This is a genomic window from Komagataeibacter sp. FNDCF1 (assembly GCF_021295335.1).
GTDB lineage: Bacteria > Pseudomonadota > Alphaproteobacteria > Acetobacterales > Acetobacteraceae > Komagataeibacter.
On record NZ_JAIWOT010000001.1, the window covers coordinates 280,058 to 304,723 of the forward strand.

The following is a 24,666-nucleotide window of genomic DNA, read 5'->3' on the forward strand; positions in this document are numbered from 1 at the left end:
CGCCGAATGGTTTTTCAGGGGGCGGGCATCAGGGGAGGGGTGCCTTTCGCGGCCGCGATGATATCTCCGTCATCGAAATAAATTTCTTGACATCGCGGCCCAACCCCAGAAGTCTGCATATATCGCGTATACGTCATTGTTTGATGACGGGAGCCGTTCGGCGGGGCGGAATGGCGTGGAATTAAGGAGTTTGAACGTGGCGAATGGAGTTCGTGTCGGCATTGCAGGGGCCGGGCTTGGGGGTGTTGCGGCAGCTGGTCTGCTCCAGCGCGCGGGGTTTGATGTCATCCTGTTTGATCAGGCCCCCGGTTTCTCGCGCCTTGGCGCGGGTATCCAGTTTGGTCCCAATGTACTCAAGATACTCAGCCATCTGGACGGGCTGGACAAGAAGCTGGAAGCCATTTCCTGCCTGCCTGATTACTGGGTCAGCCGGAAGTGGGATGACGGCACCGTCATGGCCAAAATCCCGCTCAACGCCGAGCATGATCGTTATGGCGCGCCCTATATCACCATCCATCGTGGCGACCTGCACCAGCTCATGCTCGACTGTGTGGAGCCCGCGCGGGTCCGCTGGGGGCACAAGCTGGTCGATTTCCAGGACAATGGCCGCGACGTCACGCTGCAGTTTGAAAATGGCGCGCGCGAGACGGTAGACATCCTGGTGGGGGCCGACGGCATCAATTCGGTGGTGCGCGAGAAGATATTCGGCAAAGACGAAGCCATCTATACCGGCTGGCTTGCCCACCGCGCCATCATTCCCGGCGCCGTGGCAAAGGAACTGGGGGCTGATGTAAACGCGAAGTGGTGGTCCGATGACCGTCATATCGTGTGCTACTATCTCGACCGCAATGAGGACGAGTTCTATCTCGTGACGGGCGAGCCGGGCGAATGGACCAGTCCCGCAGGGCAGATGCCCAGCACGCGGGCGGAATTCAAGGCGGCGTTCAAGGGTTTCCACCCGCTTGTGCAGGGATATATCGACGCGACGGACGTCGTGACCAAATGGCCGCTCAAGACACGCGCGCCGCTGCCGCAGTGGTATGAGGGGCGCGTGGTGCTGCTGGGTGATTCCTGCCACCCCATGAAGCCGCATATGGCACAGGGTGCCGCGATGGCGGTGGAAGATGCCGCCGTGCTGACACGCTGCATGGAACTGCTGGGCACGAAGGATCCGGTCCGGACATTCCGGGCCTACTGTAATGCGCGCCGGGAACGCGCGACAAAGGTCCAGTCGATTTCCAACGCCAATACGTGGCTGCGCCAGCCTGAAGATCCGTACTGGTGCTACGGCGACAATGTCTACGATCTCGAGATCGATGCCTGATTGAACCCGGGGGACTGCAATGGCGGTCAGCTTCTTTCTAACAGTCAACGGCCGCCGGCATGAGGTAAGGGCGGCGGCCGATACGCCCCTGCTTGCGGTGCTGCGTAACGACCTTGGTCTGAATGGCCCGAAATATGGCTGTGGACTGGGAGAGTGCGGGGCCTGCACGGTCCTGCTGGATGGCAGGGCGGCGAGAAGCTGCGTCATGCGTGTCGATACGGCGTCACGATACGCCATTACAACGCTGGAGGGTCTGGCCGGTGACGGGCTGGACCCGGTGCAGCAGGCCTTTGTCACGGCGCAGGCTGCGCAGTGCGGCTACTGCCTGAATGGCATGGTCATGACGCTGCGCGCCTTCCTGAATGTGACACCCAACCCGGATGAAAAGGCACTGAAGGAAGCATTGCGCTACAATCTGTGCCGCTGCGGCACGCATGTGGAGATCATGCGGGCGGCGCGTATTGCCGCGGGCCTGGAAAACGGGACGCCGACATGAGCACGCCATCTTCCACCCGTACGGGCTGGCTACGCATCTACCGCGCGGCACTTCCGCCCAAGGGGCTGGCCGCACGTGGCGAATTCATCGCGCGGGATGAAACGCTTGTGGAAATTGGCGCGGACAGCCAGGTCCGGGCCTTCTGCGGGCATGTCGACCTGGGCACCGGCATCGCCACCTCTCTGGCGCAGATCATTGCCGACGAACTGGATGCGCGACCGGGGCAGGTGCGCATGGTCCTGGGCCATACCGACGAGACGCCGGACCAGGGTGCGACCATTGCCAGCGAGACGATACAGGTTACATCCCGGCCGCTGCGCAAGGCGGCCGCGCAGGCGCGACGCCTGCTGCTTGAACGCGCGGCGGAACTGACCCAGCGACCGGTGGAGGATCTTTCATTCCGGGATGGCGAACTGGTCTGTGAGCCTTCGCTGGCGCGCGGGCCCATGACACTGGGCGACCTGGTGGCGGGTGTGGAAACCCGCGTCCTGCTGGATGAGACGGTTCTGGTCAAGAAACCATCCGAATACCGTGTTGTGGGTTCGGAAATGCCCCGCGTGGATATTCCCGACAAGGTAACGGGACAGGCGGTTTACGTACATGATGTCCGGGTGGAGGGCATGCTGCATGCCCGTGTCGTCAGGCCCCCCTATGACGGGTACGACCATGGTCCGTTCGTGGCCCGTTCGCTCCTGTCGGTTGACCGGGCATCGGTGGCGGATATCCCCGGCGTGGTGGATGTTGTTGTCATCGGGGATTTTGTCGGTGTCGTGGCAGAGCGGGAGGAGCAGGCGGTCGAGGCCGCCAGCCGGCTGAAGGTGGAATGGGCGCCTGTGGCCCTGCCGGACCTGTCCGACCCGATGGAGGCGATACGCTCCAATCCGTATGAACCCCGTGTGGTGCTGGACCGCGGGCAGGTGGATGCGGAACTGGACACGCTTGCCCACCGGCTGGACCGGGAATACCACTGGCCCTACCAGATGCATGGCTCCATCGGGCCATCCTGTTCGGTGGCCCGGTGGGTGGATGGACAGCTGACCGTATGGTCCGGCACCCAGAACCCGCACATGCTGCGCGCGGACCTGGCCGTGCTGATGGGGATGTCCATTGCCGATATCCATGTCATCCGGCATGAAGCCGCGGGCTGTTACGGGCGCAACTGCGCGGATGACGTAGGGGGGGATGCCGCCCTTCTGGCGCGCGCGGTCGGGCGTCCGGTCCGTGTCCAGCTCTCGCGTGAGCAGGAACACGTATGGGAGCCCAAGGGTGCCGCCCAGCTCATCAGCATCCGTGGCGGGCTGGACGGCCAGGGTAATCCGGTGGCCTATGACCTGGATACCAGCTATCCGTCCAATGTCTCCCCCCTGCTGGCGCTGGTCCTGACGGGTATCGTGCCGGCGGCGGTGCCACCCGTTGCCCAGATGGGGGACCGTACCTCCATTCCGCCTTACGACTATGCCAATGCGCGCATAACGGTAAAGGACATGCCACCGATTGCCCGGGCCTCATGGTTCCGCGGCGTGTCCGCCATGCCCAACAGCTTCGCGCATGACAGCTATATCGATGAACTGGCGGCACAGGCGGGTGTCGACCCGATCGAATACCGCCTGCGTCACCTGCCTGACCAGCGCGCGGCGGAACTGCTGCGCGCCACGGCCGATCGTGCCGGCTGGGTCACGCGCAGCGGGCCGGTCTCGCCGGACCTGTCCGCGCGCGTGCTGCGCGGGCGGGGGGCGGCCTATGCCCAATATGTACATGGCACCTTTCCCGGCATGCCGGCGGCATGGTCGGCATGGATTGCCGATGTGGAAGTGGACCGCCTGACCGGTCTTGTAACGGTCACCCGCGCGGTGGTGGGACAGGACGCGGGGCTTATGATCAATCCCGCCGGTGTGCGCCACCAGCTTCATGGCAACGTCATCCAGTCCACCAGCCGTGCCCTGACCGAGGAGGTACGTTTTGACGGACAGGGCGTGGAGAGCAGGGAGTGGGGCGGCTATCCGCTGATCACCTTCCCCGACATTCCCGAAATCGACCCCGTGCTGATGAAGCGCGACGACCAGCCCCCCATGGGGGCGGGTGAATCAACATCCGTGCCAAGTGCCGCCGCCATTGCCAATGCGCTGTATGATGCAACCGGCGTGCGTTTTCGGGACGTTCCCTTCACGCCTGAAAAAGTCAAGGCCCGCCTGGATGAAGCGCTTGGCCCGGTGCAGGCCGGAAGCCGCCAGCCACTACCCGCGCTGCATGCGCGTGGCGAGGCACCCAGACCCGCCATGGCAGGGAACGGCTGGTGGAACAGGATGCGCACGGGCGGTCTTGCCGTGGCTTTTGCCGCTGCGGGGGGCGCACTGGCAACCCTTTCCCCATGGCGTCCGGCCATTGCCCCGGTCGAGCCACCTGATCCGGCGCTGTTTTCCAGCGCTGCGGTGGCCAGGGGCGCGCAGGTTGCCGCCGCGGGCGACTGCGCGGTGTGTCATACGGCGCCCGGCGGGGTGACCAATGCCGGTGGTTTTGCGCTGGAGACACCTTTTGGCATCATCCATACCACCAATCTGACACCGGACCCGGAAACCGGGCTGGGACGGTGGTCTTATGAAGCCTTTGCCCGTGCCATGCGCCACGGGATCAGCCGCGACGGGCATCATCTCTATCCCGCCTTTCCCTACACCGCATTTGCCAAGACCAGCGAGAACGACATGCAGGCGCTGTACGCCTATATCATGTCCCAGAAGCCGGTCCGTAACGAGATACCGCAGACCCGGCTGAAATTCCCCTACAACCTGCGTTTCACCCTGGCTGGCTGGAATACCATGTTCCATGACCCGGCACCCTTTACCCCCGATCCCGCCCGTTCAGCACAGTGGAACCGCGGGGCCTACCTGGTCGAAGGGCTGGGGCACTGTTCGGCCTGTCATTCCCCGCGTAACGCGCTGGGGGCGGAACGGTGGCGGAAAAGCTATCTTGCGGGCGGGGAGGCGGAAGGCTGGACGGCACCTGCCCTGTCGGCCCTGTCCACATCCCCGCTACCGTGGAGCGAGGCGGATCTGTACGACTATCTCCGCACCGGATACAGCCGCAATCACGGTCCTGCTGGCGGCCCCATGGCCCCGGTCGTGCATGCCATGACGGCCCTGCCGGATGATGATGTGAAGGCCATCGCGCATTATGTGGCCTCGTTTGACACGCGTGAGGCGGATCAGGCAGTACAGACACGGCGGGAGGCGGTTCTTGCCCAGACGCGTGAGCGGCAGGACGTTACGCGGGGCGAGGGGGCACGGCTGTACCAGGGCGCCTGCGCCGCCTGCCATGAAGGGGAGGGCGCGCATCTGTTCGGCACCCGGCCACAACTGGCGCTGAACAGCAACATATGGGCGGACAGCCCCGATAACCTGATCCGTATCCTGCTTGATGGCGTGCCCGCGCCGGTCCATTCGGCGCAGACCGTCATGCCCGCGTACCGGAACCTGATGTCAGACAGGCAGCTTGCGCAACTGATCGGCTATCTGCGTGATACGGTCGCGGCGGGCAAACCCGCATGGACGGATCTGGAAGCCGCCATCGCCAGGATCCGCGCGCAGGGCGCGGTAGGGCACTGATGGTCAACAGGTTCGCCCCATGGCGGCGCGTATGCCGTGATGACGCGGTCGCGTCTGATGGATATCCTGATGTGGCCGTGCATATCCGGCCTGTGTTTCCGCCTTTTTCATGGTCCCCCGGCATCCGGCCGTACAATGGCAGCCCGGTGGGCCGGACAGGGGCCGATGACCGGGCCGCTCATGCTGCCGCAATGCCTGCGGCGGTCGTGCCCGACCAGATTTTTTCATCCGGAACAGAAGTGAGGATGGCATCCCATGCCCGTAAGTGACTTTGAACTCATCCAGTCCTGGCGACAGGTCCTTGATCTTTCCGGGCTTGCGGCCGGTCAGTCCGTCGCACTCCTGACCTCGCAGGGCACCAATGAGCAGACATTGCGCTGCGCCATCATTGCCGTCCAGGAAAAGGGCGCGATCGCCAACCGCCTTGACCTGCAGCCTGTCAACGGCGCGGCTTCGTTCTCCCGCGACCCGCTGGCATTTGTCGGCACCACGCCGCTGACGAACAACCGTGCGGCGGTCGAGATGCTCAAGGCCAGTGACATGGTCCTTGATCTCATGACTCTGCTGTTCTCGGCGGAACAGCATGAGATACTGGCCGCCGGCGGGCGCATCCTGCTGGCGGTGGAACCGCCCGAGGTGCTGGTGCGCATGACGCCCACGGCACAGGACCGCGAGCGGGTACTGGCGGCTTCCCGCAAGCTGCAGGCGGCAAAGGTCATGCGCGTGACATCGCACGCCGGGACGGATGCATCCTTTGCGCTGGGAGATTACCCGATGCTAGAGGAATACGGCTTTGTCGACCGGCCGGGCCGGTGGGACCACTGGCCCAGCGGCTTCCTGGCCACATGGTCCAACGAAGGCTCGGCAGAGGGCACGATCGTGCTGGCGCCGGGCGATATCCTGCTGCCGCAGAAAAATTACCTGACCGCGCCGGTGACCTGTCACCTTGAAAAAGGCTATGTCCGTGCGATCGAGGGCGGGTTCGAGGCGGATCACCTGCGCGACTACATGGACAGCTTCAATGACCCGGAGGTGTACGCGGTCTCGCATATCGGCTGGGGCCTGCAGCATCGTGCCCACTGGTCGGTCATGGGTTTTTATGACCGTGAAGCCAGCATCGGCATGGACCCGCGTGCCTGCGCGGGGAATTTCCTGTGGTCGACAGGACCGAACAACGAGGCCGGCGGCACGCGTGATACCGCCTGCCATATCGATATTCCCATGCGCGGCTGCACGGTCATGCTGGATGGTGTGCCGGTGGTGAAGGATGGACAGCTTCAGGAGGACGTATGATGACTGACGAGACCGGTCGGGACGAAGAACGCTATCGCCGCCAGGGCTTTGGCAACGAGATGGGCATGGTGGGCAGGACCGGCCTGCTGATCATCGATTTTGTAAACGGTTTTGCCGACCCGGATGCTTTTGGTGGCGGGAACATACCGCAGGCCATTGCCCGCACCCGCACATTGCTGGCGCGTGCCCGCCAGCTTGGATGGAAGGTGGCCCATACCCGCATCGTCTTTGCCGATGACGGTTCGGATGCCAACATCTTCTCGCTCAAGGTCCCGACCATGCTGGGGCTGACGGAAACCAATCCGGCATCCGCCATCGTGCCCGAACTGGAGCCCATGCCGGGTGAATATGTGGTGCGCAAGACCGCGCCATCGGCATTTGCCGGCACGCCCTTGGCTGCGTGGCTTGTCTCGCACGGCATCCAGACACTGGTGGTGGCGGGGTGCGTGACCTCGGGCTGTGTGCGTGCCAGCGTGCTGGACGCCATGCAGAACGGCTTCCGGCCCATCGTCATTTCGGATTGCGTGGGGGACCGGGCCATCGGCCCGCATGAAGCCAACCTGTTCGACATGGCGCAGAAATGCGGGGATGTGATCGATCTCGACACGCTTCTCTCCCGCCTGCCCAATACCTGAAAACCAAGGGAATATCATGACTGATACCAGCCTGCTTTACGGGGCGAATGTCCACGCCAACGGCATCCGCCAGCATTATCTGCGCTATGGTGGCAAGGGTACGCCGCTGGTGCTGGTGCCCGGCATTACCAGCCCCGCCATTACATGGGGTTTTGTTGCCGAGCGCCTGGCCGAGAAACATGATGTATATGTGCTGGATGTGCGTGGGCGCGGCCTGTCCGCCACCGGGCCGGACCTGGATTATGATCTGGACAGCTATGCGGCGGATGTAAGGGGGCTGATCGATACGCTTGGCCTGAAGGATGTCACGCTTCTCGGGCATTCCATGGGGGCACGGATCGCGATCCGCGCCGGGCGGATCAATGATGCATCCCTGGCCCGGCTGGTGCTGGTGGACCCGCCTGTCAGCGGGCCGGGGCGCAGGGCCTATCCCTCCCGTCTGGAATGGTACACGGAATCAATCCATCTTGCCCGCAAGGGCATGACGGCGGAAGACATGCGCCGTTTCTGCCCGACATGGACGCAGGAACAGCTGGAACTGCGGGCCGAATGGCTGCATACCTGCGATGAGCTGGCCACGCGCATCTCGTTCGAGAGATTCCATACCGAGGATATCCATCAGGATCTTCCCCATCTCAAGGTACCGGCCCGTCTTGTTGTCGCTACCCGTGGGGGGGTGATCCAGGCGGAGGACGAGACTGAAATCAAATCCCTCAATCCCGCGATCGAGATCGTCCACGTACCCGACGCAGGCCACATGATCCCGTGGGACAACCTGCCCGGATTTGTTGAAGCCGTATTGTAACGGTATTCCCGCAGGCCCGCACCCCGCATGCCAATGCGGGGTGTGGCGTCCGTGCCCGCCCGGTGCACGTGCTCAGTCGGCGGTAATGGCGGGCAGTTCCTTGCGCAGGTCATCGTGTGTTTCACGGATATGGTCACGCACCATGTTCAGGACCGTGTCGGAATCGCCTGCCAGCCAGGCCCTGAGGATATCCTCATGCTGGATGTTGGCGCGCTCGGGCCGTCCCTGAGGGCCGAGATGAAAGCGGACATAGCGGTCGGCAATGACATTCAGCCGTTCGATCATGGTGTATGTCAGATTGCCCGAGGCCGGGCGGATCAGCGCCATGTGGAAGGCGCGGTTGCATTCCCCCCAGTCGGCATCATCCTGCATGCCGCATGAACACAGGGCATCGAACGCCCTGCGTGCCGCAACGTGATCGGCTGTGCCGGCCGCGGCGCAGCCGGCGGCTGTCGCCCCGGGTTCGAGCTGGAGGCGCAGGTGGAAAACCTCATCCGCTTCCTCAGCACTCAGCGGATTGACCATGAAGCCGCGATTGGGATGGGATCTGACCAGGCCATCCTGTTCAAGCCGTGCAAGGGCCTCGCGCAGCGGGATCTTGCTGATCCCCAGTTCGGCCGCAATCGTATCCTGCCGTACCGGTTCACCCTCTTCCAGTATGCCCTTGAGGATGCGCTCGCGGATGAGATGATAAAGCTGGTCCGCAAGGGTCCGTATCTGGAGGGATGATCTGGCACGTATGCTGCCCATGCGTCAGGGGCCTCCATGATGGAAAACTGGGTCCACAAGCATATCAGGTTACCTGGAAGCCGTCGTGGAAAACATCTTCGCGGTCAATCCAGATGGTGTTGAACCCGGTGGAAATGGCGGTTCCCGTAATAAGTGGCACAATGGCAGGATGGTTGCCTACCGTGGTTTCACGTTCGATCTGCCCGGTAAAGCGGCTATGGATATAGCTTTCATGAATGAAGGGCTGGCCGGTGCCGATGATGCCCTTGTGCCACAGATGCGCCAGCCGGGCCGACGTGCCGGTGCCGCAGGGGCTGCGGTCAATCGCCTTGTCACCGTAGAATACGGCGTTGCGCCCCTGTGTGGCGGGGTTTTCACCCGGTTCCGCCCAGAGCACGTGGCTTACGCCGTTGATTCGGTCATCCAGCGGGTGCACCGGGGTATAGGCTTCACGCACCAGCCTGCGGATGACGGGGCTGAGTTCGAGAATGCGCTTCGCCCCCAGATCGTCAAGCGAGCGGTAATTGCCCTGCGGCTCGACGATGGCATAGAAGTTGCCACCATAGGACACATCGACCGTAAGCGGGCCAAAATCCGGGACATCAATGGTGATGCCGGTTTTGGCAACCCACGCGGGTACGTTGCGAATGGTGACGGAGGTGACACGGTTGCCCTTGCTGGCATATGCGATCTCGATGATCCCTGCCGGGACTTCCAGCCGCAGCCGCCCTTCTTCCCGCGGGGTCAGCAGGCCGTTTTCCAGCGCGAACGTGACCATGCCGATCGTGCCATGGCCGCACATGGGCAGGCAGCCGCTGGTTTCGATGAACAGGATGCCACCATCCGTGTCGGGCTGCGTCGGTGGATAGAGGAACCCGCCAGACATCATGTCATGCCCGCGTGGCTCGAAGCACAGGCCGGTGCGGATCCAGTCGAAGCGCGCCAGGAAATCCTGCCGCCGTTCGCTCATGTTCGCGCCACGCAGCAGGGGCGCGCCACCCGCGACCAGACGTACGGGGTTGCCTGCCGTATGGCCATCAATACAGAAAAACGTGTGACGCATCGTCACTCCCCTGTTGCCATGATCAAGATATCGTTCACGCGGCCATGCGGCCCGTGCCGGATACGGCGCGATGCGTCCGGCACGGGGCCTGCCTGGCGGGTATGCGGGCCTGCGGCCCGTCGCTTCAGCGGGCGCTGGGGCGGGTTGCCGCCGCTTTTTCAACCATGGCGGTCACTTCGGCGCGGCGCGCGCCTTCCAGCACCATGCGGGGCATGCGCACACGCTCGTTGCCACGGCCCATGATCTGCTCGGCCAGCTTGATTGTCTGGACCAGGTCATGGTCCGCATCCAGATGCAGCAGCGGCATGAACCAGCGATAGATCTCGCGTGCGCGGGCAATGTCACCCTTCTGAAGGGCCTCCACCAGTTCCACCGATTCCTGCGGGAACGCACTGGTCAGGCCGGAAATCCAGCCCGCGGCCCCCAGCAGCAGCCCTTCGAAGGCCACGTCGTCTAGGCCCGCCATCATGATGTAGCGGTCCCCGAATTCGTTGACGACGTCGGTATAGCGACGCGTATCGGCCGAGCTTTCCTTCAGCGCGACAATGGTTTCCATGTCCGTCAGTTCGCGCAGCACGTCCATGCTCATGTTCACGCGGTAGGCGGTGGGATTGTTGTACAGCATGATCGGCAGGTCGGTCGCCGTTGCCACGGATTTGAGATGCGTGACCAGTTCCAGTTCCTTGGGCACATACACCATGGCAGGCAGGACCATCAGCGCATCGGCGCCGATCCGTTCGGCTTCGATCGCGAAGCGGACGGCACGCGGCGTGGTCAGTTCCGACACGCCGACAATAACAGGCACGCGGCCCTTGGCCGTTTCGCACGCGGCGGCAAGAAGCTTGAGTTTTTCTTCGGGTTCCAGTGAATTGTTTTCACCACATGTACCCATGATCGTCAGGCCATGCACGCCATCTTCGATCAGGTTGTCCAGAACTTTCTGTGTCGCGGCGAAGTCGATCGACAGATCATCCGCAAACTGTGTTGTCGCTGCAGGAAAAACGCCCGTCCACTGCATGGAAAGTCTCCTCTTGATTTCGGTCTCATTTCGTTTATCGTATACTAAATGATTTGGAAAGGATGAAAACAGCTCTATGGTCCCGAATTCCGGTCGTGCTTCATCCGCCGTCGTGGTCGGGGGCGGGGTTGTCGGTCTGGCCTGCGCCCTGCGCCTGCGCAGCCGGGGGATTAGGGTCTGCATCATCAATGATGGCGCGCCGACGGACGCCGCATCCTGGGGCAATGCCGGGCATATCGCAACGGAACAGGTCATGCCGCTGGCCACGCCGCGGATGGTACTGTCCGCACCCCGGCGCATGTTCGCGCTGACGGGCGGCGCGCTGGATATCGGCTGGCGCTATCCGGGCACATGGCTGCCATGGTGCCTGCGTTACCTGCACGCGTGCACGCCTGCCATGGCGCGGCGTGGCCAGGCGGCGCTGCGCAGGGTGCTGGCTGACGCGCTGCCCGCGTGGCGGCGGATGGTGGCGGATATCGGCGCGCAAGACCTGCTGATCGAAGGCGGCCACCTCATGGTGTGGCAGGGACAGGACGATCCGGCTGCCGCCATGCGCGCCATCATGCAAGATGACATGGGCACGGCCACCGCACGCCCCATGACGGCGGGCGAACGCGATGCGCTATCGGGCCTGCTGGGGGCCGCGCCACGCGGGGGGCTGGTCTTTTCCGGTACGGGGCAGGTCGCGGCGCCGGGCAGGGTGCTGGAGGCGTTGCGTGCGCATCTGTCTGCCGATGCAGGGTGTGAAATCCTGTCCGCACGTGTGGCGGAGGTCATGTCGACAGCGGCGGGTCCGGTTGCATGTCTGGCGGACGGAACACGTCGCGCATCCGATATCGTCGTCCTGGCTGCCGGTATCGGCACGCGCGGGCTTGTGCGCGGCTGGACCCCGCCGCTGATCGCGGAACGGGGGTATTCCATAGAATGGGACCATGGCGGGGCGCCTGCCGTTCCCCCCATGGTATTTGCCGACCATTCGTATATCGTGACGCGGTTTGGTGCGCGCATGCGGGCTTCGACCTTTGTTGAATTCACCCGGCCCGATGCTGCGCCGGACCCGCGCAAATGGGCGTGCCTGGAGCGTCGGGTGCGGGAATCCGGCCTGCCGGTCCACTCCGCCTTTTCACGGTGGATCGGCAGCCGGCCGACACTGCCGGACTATCTGCCCGCCATCGGCCCGCTGCCCGGCATGCCGGGCGTGATCGCGGCATGCGGGCATCAGCATCTTGGCCTGACGCTGGCGCCCCTGACGGGAGAACTGGTTGCAGCCCTCGCCATCGGGGCGGCGCCGGGCAGCCTGATCCGGCCATTCCGGCCCGACCGGTTCGGTTCGTGAGCACGGACTTCCCACAATCATAACGAAACAGGACAGGAAACAGACCATGACGTTGACAGGCACCCTTCTGGTTGGCGCGCGCGACGTGACGGCGGAGAAACATTTCCGTGCGGTCAACCCCGCCACGGGCGAACAGCTTGAACCGGACTTCGCCTGCGCCACCCAGGCGGACGTGGATGCCGCCTGCCGCCTGGCCGCCGGGGCATTCGATCCCTACCGCGCCCTGTCCTTTGCCGCCCGGGCGGATTTTCTGGACACGATCGCCCGCTGCCTGGGCGAGGATACCGATGCCATCGTGGCCCGCGCCGGGCTGGAGACCGCCCTGCCGGAAGCACGGCTGAAGGGGGAGATGGGACGCACCATGGGGCAGCTGCGTCTGTTCGCGACACTGGTGCGCCAGGGCGAATGGAGCGAACCACGGATCGACCCCGCCCGGCCCGACCGCACGCCCATGCCGCGTGCCGACCTGCGTCAGCGCCAGATTGGCGTGGGGCCGGTGGCGGTATTTGGCGCCAGCAATTTCCCGCTCGCCTTCTCCGTAGCCGGGGGGGATACGGTTTCGGCGCTGGCGGCGGGATGCCCCGTGGTCTGCCGCGCCCATCCGGCCCATCCCGGCACGGGTGAACTGGTCGGGCGTGCAATCCGTCGGGCAATCACGGCCTGCGGCCTGCCGGAGGGCGTGTTCTCGCTGCTGGGCGGGTCCGGCCATGACGTGGGTGGCTGGCTGGTGCAGCACCCGGCCATCATGGCGGTGGGCTTTACCGGTTCCTATGCCGGCGGCATGGCGATCGCGGCCCTCGCCGCACAGCGGGCGGTTCCCATCCCGGTCTTTGCGGAAATGGGCAGCATCAATCCGGTCTATCTCTGCCCGCAGGCCCTTGCCGCGCGCACGGACAGCCTTGCAACCGGTTTTGTCGCTTCCCTGACCATGGGGGTGGGACAGTTCTGTACCAATCCCGGCATCATCATCGCACCCGAGGGCGCGGCATTCGAGGAATTCGTGCGTCTGTCAGCCCAGGCCATCGCCACGCGCGATGCCGGTGTGATGCTGACGGCGGGCATCTGCACGGCCTATGACAGTGGCACTGCAGCCCTGGCGCAGCGCCCGGGTGTGACGCGCGTCGGCGTGGGGCATGAAGGAACAGGTCCCAATCGGGCGCAGCCCATGCTGCTGCGCACCACGGCAAAGGATTTCATGCGCGATCCGGCCATGCGCCATGAAATCTTTGGCCCGGTCTCGCTGCTGGTATCCTACGCCGATGAAGCGGAACTGCATGCCCTGACGGAAAGCCTGGACGGGCAGCTGACCATTACGCTGCAGATGGATGAAAATGATACGGCGTACGCCCGTGGCCTGCTGCCCGTATTCGAACGCAAGGCCGGCCGGATCCTGGTCAATGCATGGCCCACGGGGGTCGAGGTCTGTCATGCCATGGTGCATGGCGGTCCGTTCCCCGCCACGACGGATGCGCGCACCACATCGGTCGGGACGGCTGCGATCAAGCGCTTCCTGCGCCCGGTCTGCTATCAGGACCTGCCCGATGTACTGCTGCCGCCGGAACTGGCGCGTGACAACCCGCTGGGGCTGAGCCGCCTGGTTGATGGTACGATGCAGTCCCGCTGAAGCCCTTCCAACCGGACAGGCATGACGTGGCTGCCACAGATCGTGCCGTGCCTGTTCCCCTCCGCCAGAGAGATGTGCCATGACCCGGCAGCAACCGGCATTTTCGCGTTCCCTTTCGCTTCTTGACCTCATCATGCTGGGGTTCGGGGCGGTTTTCGGCTCGGGCTGGCTGTTTGCCGCATCGCATGTGGCGGCCATTGCCGGGCCTGCCAGCATCCTGTCATGGCTGGCCGGGGGGATAGCCGTCCTGCTGCTGGGACTGGTTTACTGCGAACTGGCCGCCGCACTGCCGGAAGCGGGCGGCATGATCCGCTATCCCGCCTATGCGCATGGCCCCCTGCTTGGCGGGCTGCTGGGGTTCATTACGGTCATTGCCTATTCCAGCCTGATCTCGATCGAGATCATCGCCGCGCGGCAATATGCGGGGTCCTGGTTTCCGGCACTGACGGCCAACAAGGCGGGCGATGCGACGCTGCTGGGCTGGATGGCGCAGTTCGTGGTCCTGCTGGGCATGCTCCGGCTCAACATATCGGGCGTGAAGACATTTGCCCTGTTCAACAACATCATCACGGTATTCAAGTTCATCGTGCCGGTACTGGTGACGGTGATGCTGCTGCTGCACCTGCGTGCCGCCAATTTCACCACATGGGGCTTTGCCCCCTTTGGCCAGCAGAGCATCGAGGCCGCCGTTTCCGTCGGGGGCATCATTTTTGCCTATCTGGGCCTTACTCCCATCATTGCCGTCGCGAGCGAGGTGGATAACCCGCAGCGGACCATTCCCATTGCGCTGACGCTGTCGGTCCTTCTGGCAACGCTGGTCTATATCCTGCTGCAGGTCGCCTTTATCGGGTCCGTCCCGACCGACCTGCTGGCGGCCAGGGGGTGGAGTGGCATCGACCGTGTGCTGCCCCTGCCGTTCCATGACATCGCACTGGTACTGGGGCTGGGCTGGCTTGGCTCTGCCGTCGTGATCGACGCCGTGATTTCCCCCACGGGAACCGGGAACATCTACATGGGCTCCACCGCGCGCATCATCTATGCATGGTCGCGTTCAGGCACGTTCCTGCCGTGGTTCGCGCATCTTGATTCACGGCATCACGTGCCCCGGCGTGCGACATTCCTGACGTTCGGCCTGTGCGTTTTCTGGATGCTGCCCTTTCCATCATGGGAAGCGCTGATCGGTGTCGTATCTTCCGCACTGATCATGAGCTACGCCTTCGCGCCGGTGGCGGCGGCGGCATTGCGGCGTTCCGCGCCGGACCTGCACCGGCCTTTCCGCGTGTCGTGCATGCGGGTGCTGGGGCCGGTCTCGTTCATGATCGCCAGCCTGATCGTGTTCTGGTCGGGGTGGCATACCCTGTCGTGGCTGCTTTCCGTCCAGCTGGCTTTCGGGCTGGTCTACCTTGGCGTGCAGGGCTTTCGGGACATGGCCGCCATGCGCGAGAACCTGCGCAGCAGCGCGTGGGTGCTGGTCTATTTCATGGGGATGCTGGTCCTGTCCGCAACCGGGTCGCTGGGGGGGTACGATATCGTGCCCCGGCCGTTCGATGACATGGCGGTGGCGCTGTTCGCCGCGGTGATCTTCGTATGGGGCGAGCGCACGGCGCATCGTGACATGAAGCTGCCTTCCACCCCGACCGACGCGGGAGTGGTGGAGGACATCCGGGCAATCATCGCAAACGAACCCACGGTTTCCACCTGATGGCCGGATACGTGCGGTGAAGGCGTTTGACCCGCTGCATGTAGCGCGAAGGCAGGGCAGGTTGTGCCAATGTCGCATACAATGTATCCACATGTCTGAATTGTTCACGAATCATAAGTTTATTTGCATATCGGCCATTCCATCAGGGAATGGGTATGGCCCTCCAATATCCCCTGCGCGCAGTAGCGGCTGAGGGGAAATGATAGTAACGGATTAAGAACGTGTTTTGCCTGCACCCTGTCCAGACAGGGTCTGCCGTAAGGCTTTTCCTGATTTTCTGAATGAAAGAATACGTGCATGAAAAATGATCCGCGCAGCCATGGCCTCTGGGAACAGTCAGCGCCCCCGCCACCGGCAACATCACCGCTACGGGGGCATGTAGATGTGGATGTCGCCATTGTCGGGGCAGGTTATACCGGCCTGTCCGCGGCACTGCACCTGGCCGAGCAGGGACGCGGCGTAGCCGTGCTGGAAGCCGAGGAAATCGGCTTTGGCGGGTCGGGCCGCAATGTCGGACTGGTCAATGCCGGGCTGTGGGTCATGCCCAATTACCTTCTTTCCACGCTGGGCCATGAAATGGGCCACCGCGTGCTTGACCTGCTGGGGAACGGGCCGCGGACGGTGTTCGACCTGATCGCAAAGCACGATATCAGCTGCGAGGCTGAACCGACCGGCACCCTGCATTGCGCGGTAGGCCAGAAGGGGCTGGAAAACCTGCGTGAACGTGAATGCCAGTGGCAGGCCATTGGTGCGCCGGTCCACCTGCTGGAGCGTGATGAAGCGGCCGTGCGTATCGGCAGTTCGGCGTTCAGCGGCGCGCTGGTTGATGACCGTGCCGGTACGATCCAGCCCCTGGCCTATGCCCGTGGCCTTGCCGCGGCGGCCATGAAGGCGGGCGCGCAGATTTATACCGGCACCCGTGTCAACGCGGCCCAGCGGGCAGGGGAATGGTGGCACCTGAGCACCGTGGGCGGTGCTTCGGTCCGGGCGCGGTGGATCATCGTGGCCACCAATGCCTATACCGGCGACCTGTGGCCCGAACTGCGTTCGGAAATCGTGAACCTGCCCTATTTCAACATGGCCACCCGCCCGCTTTCCCCCGAACTGCTCAAGACCATCCTGCCCTACAAGCAGGGCGCGTGGGATACGCAGAAGATACTGACCTCCTTCCGTCTTGATCAGGCCGGGCGCATGATCCTTGGCAGCATTGGCGCGCTTGATCGGGTTGGCCAGCCGGTTCACCACGCATGGGGGCGCCGCGCGCTGGCGCGGATCTATCCCGAACTGAAGGACGAGGCCTTCGAAAGCGAGTGGTACGGCATGATCGGCATGACATCCGATGCGCTGCCCCGCCTCCACAAGCTCGGGACCAATGTACTGTCCATCAGCGGGTATAACGGGCGTGGCATCTCGCCCGGCACGGTATTCGGCAAGACACTGGCGCAGCTGATCTGCGGGCAGATTGGCATGGCGGACATGCCGCTGCCGCTGACCCGGGCCAAGGCTGCGCCCGCCCGTGCGGCGCGCGAGGCCTTTTTTGCCGCCGGATCGATCATAAGCCATGCCGGCGCCGCCCGGCTGTGATATCCGTGCGAAGGCGGATCGAACATATCATTCACGACTGGAGATGAAACACACATGACTATCGCATCGGATATCCACGGCCTTCTGGAAAAGATGGGCGTACGGCCGGAGCAGTACACCGGTGGTGAACTGGCTGTCCGCACCCCCGTCACGGGTGAGACGGTTGCCAACGTCCCCATGGTGACGCCAGGGCAGGTGGAAGATGCCATCGTACAGGCGACCGCCGCTTTCCGGCAGTGGCGCACGGTTCCGGCCCCCCGCCGGGGCGAACTGGTCCGCCTTCTGGGCAATGTCCTGCGTGAAAACAAGGAAGCGCTGGGACGTCTGGTTTCATTCGAAGCCGGCAAGGTCATTTCCGAAGGGCTGGGCGAAGTCCAGGAAATGATCGATATCTGTGATTTCGCGGTCGGCCTGTCACGCCAGCTTTATGGCCTGACAATCCAGTCGGAACGACCCGAGCACCGTCTGGTTGAACAGTGGCATCCTGCTGGCGTAGTTGGCATCATTTCCGCATTCAACTTCCCGGTTGCCGTGTGGTCGTGGAACGCGGCGCTGGCGCTGGTCTGTGGTGACCCGGTCATCTGGAAGCCGTCGGAAAAGACCCCGCTGACCGCCATCGCCACCCAGGCCCTGTTCGAGCAGGCTGCCGCGCGGTTTGGCGATGTGCCCGCCGGCCTGTCCACCCTGCTGGTCGGGGATGCGCGCACCGGCGAACTGCTGGTCAATGACCGCCGGCTGCCCATCATTTCCGCCACCGGTTCCACCCGCATGGGCCGGATCGTGGGTGAGCAGGTTGCCAAGCGCTTCGGCCGTTCCATCCTGGAACTGGGTGGCAACAACGCCTCCATCGTCACGCCATCGGCCGATCTGGACCTGACCCTGCGCGCGGTTGCCTTTGGCGCCATGGGCACGGCGGGCCAGCGCTGCACGTCGCTGCGCCGGCTTATCGTGCATGAAAGCGTTTATGATGCGCTGGTGGGCAAGCTGAAGCAGGTCTATGCCAACATTTCCGTCGGCTGCCCGATCGGTAGCGATGCTCTGGTGGGGCCGCTGATCGACCGTGCCTCCTTTGACGCCATGCAGGCCAGCCTGAAGGCGGCCAGGGACGCCGGTGGTCAGGTCCATGGGGGTGAACGGGTCACGGTTCATGGCCCGGAAGCATTCTACGCCAAGCCCGCGCTGGTCGAGATGCCCGCCCAGGCCGGCCCGGTGCTGGAGGAGACGTTTGCCCCGATCCTGTACGTGCTGAAATACAGCGATCTGGATGAAGCCATTGCGCTGCAGAATGATGTCATGCAGGGGCTGTCTTCCTCGATTTTCAGCACTGACCTGCGTGAAGTCGAACAGTTCCTGTCCGCGGTCGGGTCCGACTGTGGCATTGCCAACGTGAATATCGGCCCGTCCGGGGCTGAAATCGGTGGCGCGTTCGGTGGTGAGAAGGAAACCGGTGGCGGCCGTGAAGCCGGTTCCGATGCATGGCGCGGTTACATGCGCCGTCAGACCAACACCATCAATTACGGCCGTACCCTGCCTCTGGCGCAGGGCGTCAAGTTCGACGTCGGCTGATTACATGCGCAGGCGGGGCCGGGGCATTCCTGCCCCGGCCCCGCCGTGTCCATGTATGAGAAGGAACCGGGGCGTCATGCCGCCCCGTGCATGCGGGCAACGCGGCAGGCCGCCAGATCCCATGCGGAGCAGCCCACGGACTTGAACACGACCGGACGGGCCGGATCGCGTGGCGTTCCTTCCAGCACTGTGGCCAGTGACCGCACGCGTGCCCAGTCCACGCCCGCCTGGTGCAGGTCACCCGCTTCGGATGGCGCGCCAACCAGGTCATCCACATACAGGTCGCTGCCGTTGATCGTAAGCGGGCCGATTTCCGCCATGTCGGTACGATAGGCACCAACCCCGATTACCAGACAGCCGGGTGTGGGCGCCTGATCATAGATCACGTTCGTACTGCTGGTGACGGTAATAACCACGTCGAAAGGCGCTTCGTGTGCGCCTTCGGGCCGCAGGTCCAGCGCCGATGTGGCGTGCTCCGTACAGAAGGCTGCCGCCCGTTCGTGCGACCGGCCCCGGATGACGGCCGTAATGCCCGGGTAAAGGGCGGACAGCGCCTGCACATGTGCGACGGCTTGGATGCCCGTACCGATTATCAACACGCGTTGCGGCTTTCTGCCGGCCAGGAGCCGTATGCCCAGCATGGTGACGGCGGATGTACGACGCATGGTGACGGTTGGCCCGTCAAGCGAGAACAGGAAGCGCCCGCTCCTGGCCTCGGCGCAGATGACCTGCCCCTGTATGGCGGGAAGGTGCAGCGCAGGATTGCCGCCGAAAATGGTGAGCAGCTTGGTAACCATCAGGTCATGGCCGACCGAAGGCATGGTCATGAGTACACCCTTGCCATCCGTTGCGGGAACGGTCAGGCGTTCGGGGCAGATGATCTGTTCCGTCACCGTCTCCTTCAGCGCAATGGCCAGCGCGTCAACAAGGGGTGAAAAAGGCAGGAGTTCGCAGGTCTGCTGTGCTGAATACTGTTTCATCGGGTCGGGATGTCCGGTGTGTATGTCATGAAATCATGAAACTGGATGAAGAAATGTGTCCGGATCAGGTAAAACCGGATGTTGTGATTATTGTGCCGCGTAATGATACCCCGAAAAACGGGGGCATGACAATAACGGGCATGATATGACGGAACATTCCATATTCTCGACACCAGTGCCCCGCGGCCCTGCCGGGAGGCTGCACCGGGTGGGGTAGGGGCCGCTCACGATATCGCCCGTTGTCCCTGCCGCCTTTTCATCTTTTCCCGATATCCTGATGCAACGGCGCTGCCTGTCGATGAAAATACAGTATCCTGAATGTTGCGGTCATGCGTAGCGGGATTGCCATTGGCACGCATTACGGCGCAGCATGACCTGCCAGTGCGCAAGGAGGAAAAAATGAGTTTTGAAACGGCCTGTGCCTTCCTCGAGACCCATGCACCCGAACTCCGGCCGGTCGTGCTTGAAGCCAGTACCGCAACCGTGCCGGATGCAGCCATGGCGCTGGGTGTGGAGGAGGGACAGATTGCCAAGACGCTGGCGCTGAAAGTGGGGGATGAGTGCCTGCTGGTGGTCATGGCGGGTGCGGGGCGTCTGGACAATCGCAAGACGCGGGCCACGTTTGGTCACAGGCCGCGCATGCTGGCGCCCGCAGCGGTGCTGGAACTGACCAGCCACCCGGTAGGGGGTGTGTGCCCGTTCGGACTGCCGCAGCCGGTGCGGGTGTGTTGTGACGTGTCGCTGCGTGAATTTGCCGAAGTCTGGCCCGCCGCGGGTTCCACCAACAGTTCCGTCTGCATGACGCCGGACAGGCTGGCCGGACTGGTGCAGGCGCAATGGGTGGATGTGTGTCAGGAGCCAAAGGTGGTTGTGCAACAGGAACCTGCCGACCCGCTGTGCACAGGCCATGGTTCCTGATGCTTCGGCTGTAGTGGCCGGGTCATCATGGCAGGCTGGAATTCTTGTCCCATATGCCCTGTTCGACGTAGGAATTAACAATGTCATGGATGGTGGTCCCGACAAAATGGGCCAGGCGTGAGGTCGGCCTGTCCGAAGGGTAGGACAGGACCAGCTGGCGCAGGGCCACCGGCTCGCTCAGCGGGGCCGCACTCAGGAATCCGGATCTGACCTCATTGTAAATGGATGCCAGCGGCAGGATGGTCCAGCCATGGCCATGCTGGACCAGGTTTTTGAGCGATGTATAGGAATCCGCTTCCGCAATGACATTGAGCGATATGCCAACGACCGACGCGCATTTTTCTATGATGGGGCGCAATCCGTGCCGGATTGATGGCAGGACCATCCGCTTTCCGTTCAGATGGTCGAATGGAACGGGCGTGCTGATGTCAAACCCGGAATCAGGCGGCCCGATGACAAAGAATTTTTCGACCAGCAGCGGTTCGGAACGCAGGGCCTGCGCGGTAACAGGCGCATACAGGACCGCGATATCCACTTCGCCCCGGTGCAGCCAGTCGATCAGATAGCCGGTATAGGCACTGACAATACGCAGCATGGCCTGCGGATGGCGCGCCTGCAGCGATGCCATCAGCGGGACTTCGATCAGGCCGGATACGGTGGGCGGCAGGCCGACCGCGACCTGCCCGGTCAGTGGCGCATCCACATGTCCCGTATTTGCGCGTATCTCCTCAAGTTCCGTCATGATGTACATGGCGCGCTTGACCACGTCGCGACCGGCCTCGGTTAGTACCATGCCACGGCCATGGCGGGTGAAAAGGGAAATGCCCAGTTCCTGCTCCAGCATCCGGACCTGGCGGCTCAGGGCGGGCTGTGCGATCCGCATGCGGTCAGCCGCCTTGCTCAGGCTGCCCAGTTCGGCCACATGAATGATCGTGCGGAGCTGAGAGATTTCCATAAGCTATATAATATCCATATAGCTGTTCATGCAAAAGAGCTTATGAGGTTACGCGGAATTTCGGGATATTGTTTTCCCGAAATAAAACCGCATGGATTGTCGTGGGGGCATTTGGGGCGCATCCGCGCAGGAGCCGGACAGCTCCGTGCCGGACAGGCCATGGCACAACCGGATCGGGAGGGCAATGTGGGTAAGCAGACGCAAACCGTGGTGATCGTGGGGGGCGCCATCATTGGCAGTTTTGCCGCCTATTACCTGCGGAAACTGGGTTTTGACGGGCAGATCAGCGTGATCGAGGCCGATCCGAGCTATGCCCGCTCCTCCACGGCGCTGTCCGCCGCATCGATCCGTACCCAGTTCGGATGCGCCATCAATATTCACATGAGCCTGTTCGCGGCGGATCTGTTTCGCAACATCACACGGGAATTCGGCGCGGACGCCGATATCGGTTTTGTGGAACAGGGCTACCTGATTATCGCGTCAGAGGCACAGAAGGCGGAACGGCAGGCTGCCGTGCGCATGCAGAATGCCGAGGGTGCCAGCATTGCCGCCCTGTCACCTGACGAAGCACGGGCACGGTTTCCATGGCTGAATGCCAGCGATATCGGGCTTGCCACCTACGGGCTGAAAAACGAAGGCTGGTTCGATGCCTGGTCCCTACTGCAACTGGTACGCAGGGCAGCCCGTGACCTGGGGGTGAACTATGTCACGGGCCATGTCGATGCCATTGAAGTGCAGGGAACGAAAGCCACAGGGGTAAGGATGGATGACGGGACGCATGTGCCCGCGGACTGGTGCATCAACGCCGCCGGCCCCATGGCGGCCAGAATTGTCCGGGACATCGTGCCCGGTTTTCCGGTCGAGCCGCGCAAAAGGACGGTCTTTTCCCTGAAGACACCTCTGAGCGGTACCGGTTTTCCCATGCTGTTCGATGATTCCGGGGCATGGATCCGGCCCGAAGGGCAGGGGTTCATTGCTGGTATCGCCCCCGCCGCGGATCAGGACCCGGACGCGACAGGTGATTTCGAACCCGCTCATGACCTGCTGGAGGATGTGCTGTGGCCAGCACTGGCGCACCGCGTGCCGGTGCTGGAAGACCTGCGGGTCGAGCGGAGCTGGGCGGGCCATTACGAAGTGAACTTCCTGGACCATAACGCCATCATTGGCCCGCATGACGAAATCGGCAATCTTGTCTTCATGAACGGGTTTTCCGGGCATGGTGTCATGCATGCCCCCGCTGCCGGGCGGGGCATTGCGGAACACATCCTGACGGGACAGTACCGTACACTCGATCTTTCGCCGCTGGGGTTCGAACGTATCCGCGCAGGCAGGAAACTGCATGAAACCGTTGTGTACTGACATGATCGCGCACGGTGCCATGGGCCATGCTCCGGACCATGGGGGCCGTGGATGCTGAAGCTGCACATGGCGGGTTCGGGCGCAATTCTGGGTGATGCGGCCGAAGGTGCGTTCAGCCCCGTGACCCAGCGGCGGATATGGTCGCTTGCCCGGCTCCTGTCCGCACGCGACGGGGTCGAGCAGGCCGTGCCGGGCGTCAACAATATCCTGATCACATTCGATTCATTAACCGTTCCGGCGGAAACGATCGAGGCACTTGTCCATGCATCATGGGAGCAGGCGCGCCCCGATGCCGTGGCCGCCAGGGAATGTGAAATTCCGGTGCAATATGGTGGTGCGCATGGTGAAGACCTGCAGCGGGTGGCGGATCACGCCGGGCTGTCGGTGCGCGAGGTGATCGAGCGGCATCAGGCGGCGCGCTATTCGGTCGCTGCCGTGGGTGCCATGCCCGGCTTTGTCTACCTTACGGGACTGGACCCGGCCCTTGCCATTCCCCGCCGGGATTCACCGCGCCTGACCGTGGCGAAAGGCGCGGTCATCATCGGCGGCGGGCAGGCCGGGATCATGCCGTGCACCGCGCCATCCGGATGGCATATCCTGGGACATACCGATGTCGAACTTTTTTCCCTTGACCGTTCCGACCCGCTCCTGCTGCACCCGGGCGATACCGTGCGCTTTTGCGCCATCGGGGCATAGCGCATGACCGGGGCACGGCAGGCCGCACTGGAAGTCCTGGCAAGTGGCAACCTGAACAGCATTCAGGACCGCGGTCGCAGGCATGCCCTGGGGATGGGTGTGTCCGTGGGCGGGGCAATGGACCGGTTTGCGCTGGAAGTGGCCAACCTGCTTGTCGGAAATGACAGGGATGCCGCCGGGATCGAGGTGGTTTTCTTTCCCTTCCGCATAAGGTTTTTGCAGGATACGATCTTTGCCCTGACCGGGGCGGACGCGAACCCGGTGCTGGATGGGGAACCCATCCCCCCATGGTGGGCGCGGCAGGCGCGGGCAGGCCAGACACTGGTGCTGGGCGCACCGCAGGGCGGGGTCAGCAGTTATCTTGCCGTTCGTGGCGGGCTGGACGTGCCGCAGGTGCTGGGCTCACGCGCGACGGACCGCAAGGCGCATTTTGGCGGGCTGGAGGGCAGGGGGCTGGAACGGGGTGACCGCCTGTCGGTCTGTCCCGCCATGGGGGCAGTACGGTCCTGCCCGGAAACGGGCTGGGGCGCGCGGATCGATACCCTGCGCAATGGTGATGCTGTCCGGGTTCTGCCAGCGGCGGAATGGGCGTGCTTCCAGCCCGAAGCCCGTGATATTTTCCTGCATGACGGATGGACCGTTACCGCCCAAGCCAACCGTGCCGGCTACCGGCTGGACGGGCGTGAACTGCAGTTGTGCCACCCGCTGAACCTGATGTCGCACGGCATTGTGCCCGGCACCGTTCAGGTACCGCCCGCGGGACTGCCGATCATACAGATGGCCGATGCGAACACGTGTGGTGGCTATCCGAAGATCGCAACGGTCATTGAGGCGGATCTGGGATGCGTGGCGCAGGTCCCGGTGGGCGGCACCATCCGTTTCGCGCTGGCAACGCGGGAGGAGGCACGGCAGGCGTTACGGGCCAGACAGGCCTTTCTTGCCGCGCTGACCAACGATCTACGCATGATTTTTCAGTAGGAAGCT

At 63.4% G+C, this 24,666-nt stretch carries 20 protein-coding genes; 15 read left to right on the forward strand and 5 right to left on the reverse strand.

Annotation, left to right across the window (positions count from 1 at the left end; all coding sequences use genetic code 11):
- Positions 1-196: 196 nt before the first annotated feature.
- The 6 genes from LDL32_RS01240 to LDL32_RS01265 all read left to right on the forward strand — a co-directional run bounded on the left by LDL32_RS01240 (position 197) and on the right by LDL32_RS01265 (position 8,152).
- A complete protein-coding gene (locus tag LDL32_RS01240) occupies positions 197-1,324 on the forward strand; it encodes an FAD-dependent monooxygenase (protein ID WP_233064004.1) in 1,128 nt (375 codons plus the stop codon).
- Positions 1,325-1,343: 19 nt separating this feature from the next.
- Positions 1,344-1,820, forward strand: coding sequence for a (2Fe-2S)-binding protein (locus tag LDL32_RS01245; RefSeq protein WP_233064005.1), 477 nt, complete (start codon positions 1,344-1,346; stop codon positions 1,818-1,820).
- On the forward strand, positions 1,817-5,419 hold the full coding sequence (locus LDL32_RS01250; RefSeq protein ID WP_233064006.1) for a molybdopterin cofactor-binding domain-containing protein: 3,603 nt from the start codon (positions 1,817-1,819) through the stop codon (positions 5,417-5,419). The genes LDL32_RS01245 and LDL32_RS01250 overlap by 4 nt, the downstream gene beginning before the upstream one ends.
- A 255-nt stretch (positions 5,420-5,674) precedes the next feature.
- Positions 5,675-6,712: a 2,5-dihydroxypyridine 5,6-dioxygenase gene (locus LDL32_RS01255; RefSeq protein ID WP_233064007.1), complete on the forward strand. Its 1,038-nt coding sequence runs from the start codon at positions 5,675-5,677 to the stop codon at positions 6,710-6,712.
- Positions 6,712-7,347: an isochorismatase family protein gene (locus LDL32_RS01260; protein WP_233064008.1), complete on the forward strand. Its 636-nt coding sequence runs from the start codon at positions 6,712-6,714 to the stop codon at positions 7,345-7,347. The genes LDL32_RS01255 and LDL32_RS01260 overlap by 1 nt, the downstream gene beginning before the upstream one ends.
- 16 nt (positions 7,348-7,363) lie before the next feature.
- Positions 7,364-8,152, forward strand: a complete 789-nt coding sequence (locus tag LDL32_RS01265; RefSeq protein WP_233064010.1) for an alpha/beta fold hydrolase — start codon at positions 7,364-7,366, stop codon at positions 8,150-8,152.
- Positions 8,153-8,224: 72 nt separating this feature from the next.
- Here the strand turns inward: LDL32_RS01265 and LDL32_RS01270 are convergent, their stop codons facing one another.
- The 3 genes from LDL32_RS01270 to LDL32_RS01280 all read right to left on the reverse strand — a co-directional run bounded on the left by LDL32_RS01270 (position 8,225) and on the right by LDL32_RS01280 (position 10,962).
- Positions 8,225-8,902, reverse strand: a complete 678-nt coding sequence (locus LDL32_RS01270) for a GntR family transcriptional regulator (RefSeq protein ID WP_233064012.1) — start codon at positions 8,900-8,902, stop codon at positions 8,225-8,227.
- Between the two features lie 43 nt (positions 8,903-8,945).
- Positions 8,946-9,944, reverse strand: a complete 999-nt coding sequence (locus LDL32_RS01275; protein ID WP_233064014.1) for a 4-hydroxyproline epimerase — start codon at positions 9,942-9,944, stop codon at positions 8,946-8,948.
- A gap of 124 nt (positions 9,945-10,068) precedes the next feature.
- A complete protein-coding gene (locus LDL32_RS01280) occupies positions 10,069-10,962 on the reverse strand; it encodes a dihydrodipicolinate synthase family protein (RefSeq protein WP_233064015.1) in 894 nt (297 codons plus the stop codon).
- 76 nt (positions 10,963-11,038) lie between these two features.
- Between LDL32_RS01280 and LDL32_RS01285 the strand changes: the two genes are divergently transcribed.
- The 5 genes from LDL32_RS01285 (at position 11,039) to LDL32_RS01305 (ending at position 18,774) form a co-directional block, all read left to right on the forward strand.
- Entirely contained in the window at positions 11,039-12,298 is a 1,260-nt protein-coding gene (locus LDL32_RS01285) for an FAD-binding oxidoreductase (RefSeq protein WP_233064016.1), read from the forward strand.
- Between the two features lie 46 nt (positions 12,299-12,344).
- Entirely contained in the window at positions 12,345-13,922 is a 1,578-nt protein-coding gene (locus LDL32_RS01290; protein ID WP_233064017.1) for an aldehyde dehydrogenase (NADP(+)), read from the forward strand.
- A gap of 79 nt (positions 13,923-14,001) precedes the next feature.
- Entirely contained in the window at positions 14,002-15,624 is a 1,623-nt protein-coding gene (locus tag LDL32_RS01295) for an APC family permease (RefSeq protein ID WP_233064018.1), read from the forward strand.
- Between the two features lie 297 nt (positions 15,625-15,921).
- On the forward strand, positions 15,922-17,208 hold the full coding sequence (locus LDL32_RS01300) for an FAD-binding oxidoreductase (protein WP_233064019.1): 1,287 nt from the start codon (positions 15,922-15,924) through the stop codon (positions 17,206-17,208).
- A gap of 54 nt (positions 17,209-17,262) precedes the next feature.
- On the forward strand, positions 17,263-18,774 hold the full coding sequence (locus tag LDL32_RS01305) for an aldehyde dehydrogenase family protein (protein ID WP_233064021.1): 1,512 nt from the start codon (positions 17,263-17,265) through the stop codon (positions 18,772-18,774).
- Between the two features lie 74 nt (positions 18,775-18,848).
- Here the strand turns inward: LDL32_RS01305 and LDL32_RS01310 are convergent, their stop codons facing one another.
- Entirely contained in the window at positions 18,849-19,754 is a 906-nt protein-coding gene (locus LDL32_RS01310) for a delta(1)-pyrroline-2-carboxylate reductase family protein (RefSeq protein ID WP_233064022.1), read from the reverse strand.
- A gap of 399 nt (positions 19,755-20,153) precedes the next feature.
- Here LDL32_RS01310 and LDL32_RS01315 point away from each other — a divergent pair, with 399 nt between their 5' ends.
- The gene (locus LDL32_RS01315) at positions 20,154-20,672 is read left to right on the forward strand and encodes a YbaK/EbsC family protein (protein ID WP_233064023.1); all 519 of its coding nucleotides are present in this window, start codon (positions 20,154-20,156) and stop codon (positions 20,670-20,672) included.
- Between the two features lie 25 nt (positions 20,673-20,697).
- Here the strand turns inward: LDL32_RS01315 and LDL32_RS01320 are convergent, their stop codons facing one another.
- Complete coding sequence (locus tag LDL32_RS01320; RefSeq protein WP_233064026.1) at positions 20,698-21,627, reverse strand: LysR substrate-binding domain-containing protein; 930 nt, start codon at positions 21,625-21,627, stop codon at positions 20,698-20,700.
- 159 nt (positions 21,628-21,786) lie between these two features.
- On the opposite strand from LDL32_RS01320, the gene LDL32_RS01325 reads away from it, so the two are divergent.
- Genes LDL32_RS01325 through LDL32_RS01335 form a run of 3 tightly spaced genes read left to right on the forward strand, consistent with a single transcriptional unit; the run spans position 21,787 to position 24,660 of the window.
- Complete coding sequence (locus tag LDL32_RS01325; RefSeq protein ID WP_233064027.1) at positions 21,787-22,986, forward strand: FAD-binding oxidoreductase; 1,200 nt, start codon at positions 21,787-21,789, stop codon at positions 22,984-22,986.
- 51 nt (positions 22,987-23,037) lie between these two features.
- Entirely contained in the window at positions 23,038-23,682 is a 645-nt protein-coding gene (gene pxpB, locus LDL32_RS01330) for a 5-oxoprolinase subunit PxpB (protein ID WP_233064028.1), read from the forward strand.
- A gap of 3 nt (positions 23,683-23,685) precedes the next feature.
- On the forward strand, positions 23,686-24,660 hold the full coding sequence (locus tag LDL32_RS01335; protein ID WP_233064029.1) for a biotin-dependent carboxyltransferase family protein: 975 nt from the start codon (positions 23,686-23,688) through the stop codon (positions 24,658-24,660).
- Positions 24,661-24,666 lie beyond the last annotated feature (6 nt).

Coding starts and splice junctions, on each gene's coding strand:
- LDL32_RS01245 (WP_233064005.1), top strand. CDS start 1,344: ATGGCGGTCAGCTTCTTTCTAACAGTCAACGGCCGCCGGCATGAGGTA.
- LDL32_RS01250 (WP_233064006.1), top strand. CDS start 1,817: ATGAGCACGCCATCTTCCACCCGTACGGGCTGGCTACGCATCTACCGC.
- LDL32_RS01255 (WP_233064007.1), top strand. CDS start 5,675: ATGCCCGTAAGTGACTTTGAACTCATCCAGTCCTGGCGACAGGTCCTT.
- LDL32_RS01260 (WP_233064008.1), top strand. CDS start 6,712: ATGACTGACGAGACCGGTCGGGACGAAGAACGCTATCGCCGCCAGGGC.
- LDL32_RS01265 (WP_233064010.1), top strand. CDS start 7,364: ATGACTGATACCAGCCTGCTTTACGGGGCGAATGTCCACGCCAACGGC.
- LDL32_RS01270 (WP_233064012.1), bottom strand. CDS start 8,902: ATGGGCAGCATACGTGCCAGATCATCCCTCCAGATACGGACCCTTGCG.
- LDL32_RS01275 (WP_233064014.1), bottom strand. CDS start 9,944: ATGCGTCACACGTTTTTCTGTATTGATGGCCATACGGCAGGCAACCCC.
- LDL32_RS01280 (WP_233064015.1), bottom strand. CDS start 10,962: ATGCAGTGGACGGGCGTTTTTCCTGCAGCGACAACACAGTTTGCGGAT.
- LDL32_RS01285 (WP_233064016.1), top strand. CDS start 11,039: ATGGTCCCGAATTCCGGTCGTGCTTCATCCGCCGTCGTGGTCGGGGGC.
- LDL32_RS01290 (WP_233064017.1), top strand. CDS start 12,345: ATGACGTTGACAGGCACCCTTCTGGTTGGCGCGCGCGACGTGACGGCG.
- LDL32_RS01295 (WP_233064018.1), top strand. CDS start 14,002: ATGACCCGGCAGCAACCGGCATTTTCGCGTTCCCTTTCGCTTCTTGAC.
- LDL32_RS01300 (WP_233064019.1), top strand. CDS start 15,922: ATGAAAAATGATCCGCGCAGCCATGGCCTCTGGGAACAGTCAGCGCCC.
- LDL32_RS01305 (WP_233064021.1), top strand. CDS start 17,263: ATGACTATCGCATCGGATATCCACGGCCTTCTGGAAAAGATGGGCGTA.
- LDL32_RS01310 (WP_233064022.1), bottom strand. CDS start 19,754: ATGAAACAGTATTCAGCACAGCAGACCTGCGAACTCCTGCCTTTTTCA.
- LDL32_RS01315 (WP_233064023.1), top strand. CDS start 20,154: ATGAGTTTTGAAACGGCCTGTGCCTTCCTCGAGACCCATGCACCCGAA.
- LDL32_RS01320 (WP_233064026.1), bottom strand. CDS start 21,627: ATGGAAATCTCTCAGCTCCGCACGATCATTCATGTGGCCGAACTGGGC.
- LDL32_RS01325 (WP_233064027.1), top strand. CDS start 21,787: ATGGCACAACCGGATCGGGAGGGCAATGTGGGTAAGCAGACGCAAACC.
- pxpB (WP_233064028.1), top strand. CDS start 23,038: ATGCTGAAGCTGCACATGGCGGGTTCGGGCGCAATTCTGGGTGATGCG.
- LDL32_RS01335 (WP_233064029.1), top strand. CDS start 23,686: ATGACCGGGGCACGGCAGGCCGCACTGGAAGTCCTGGCAAGTGGCAAC.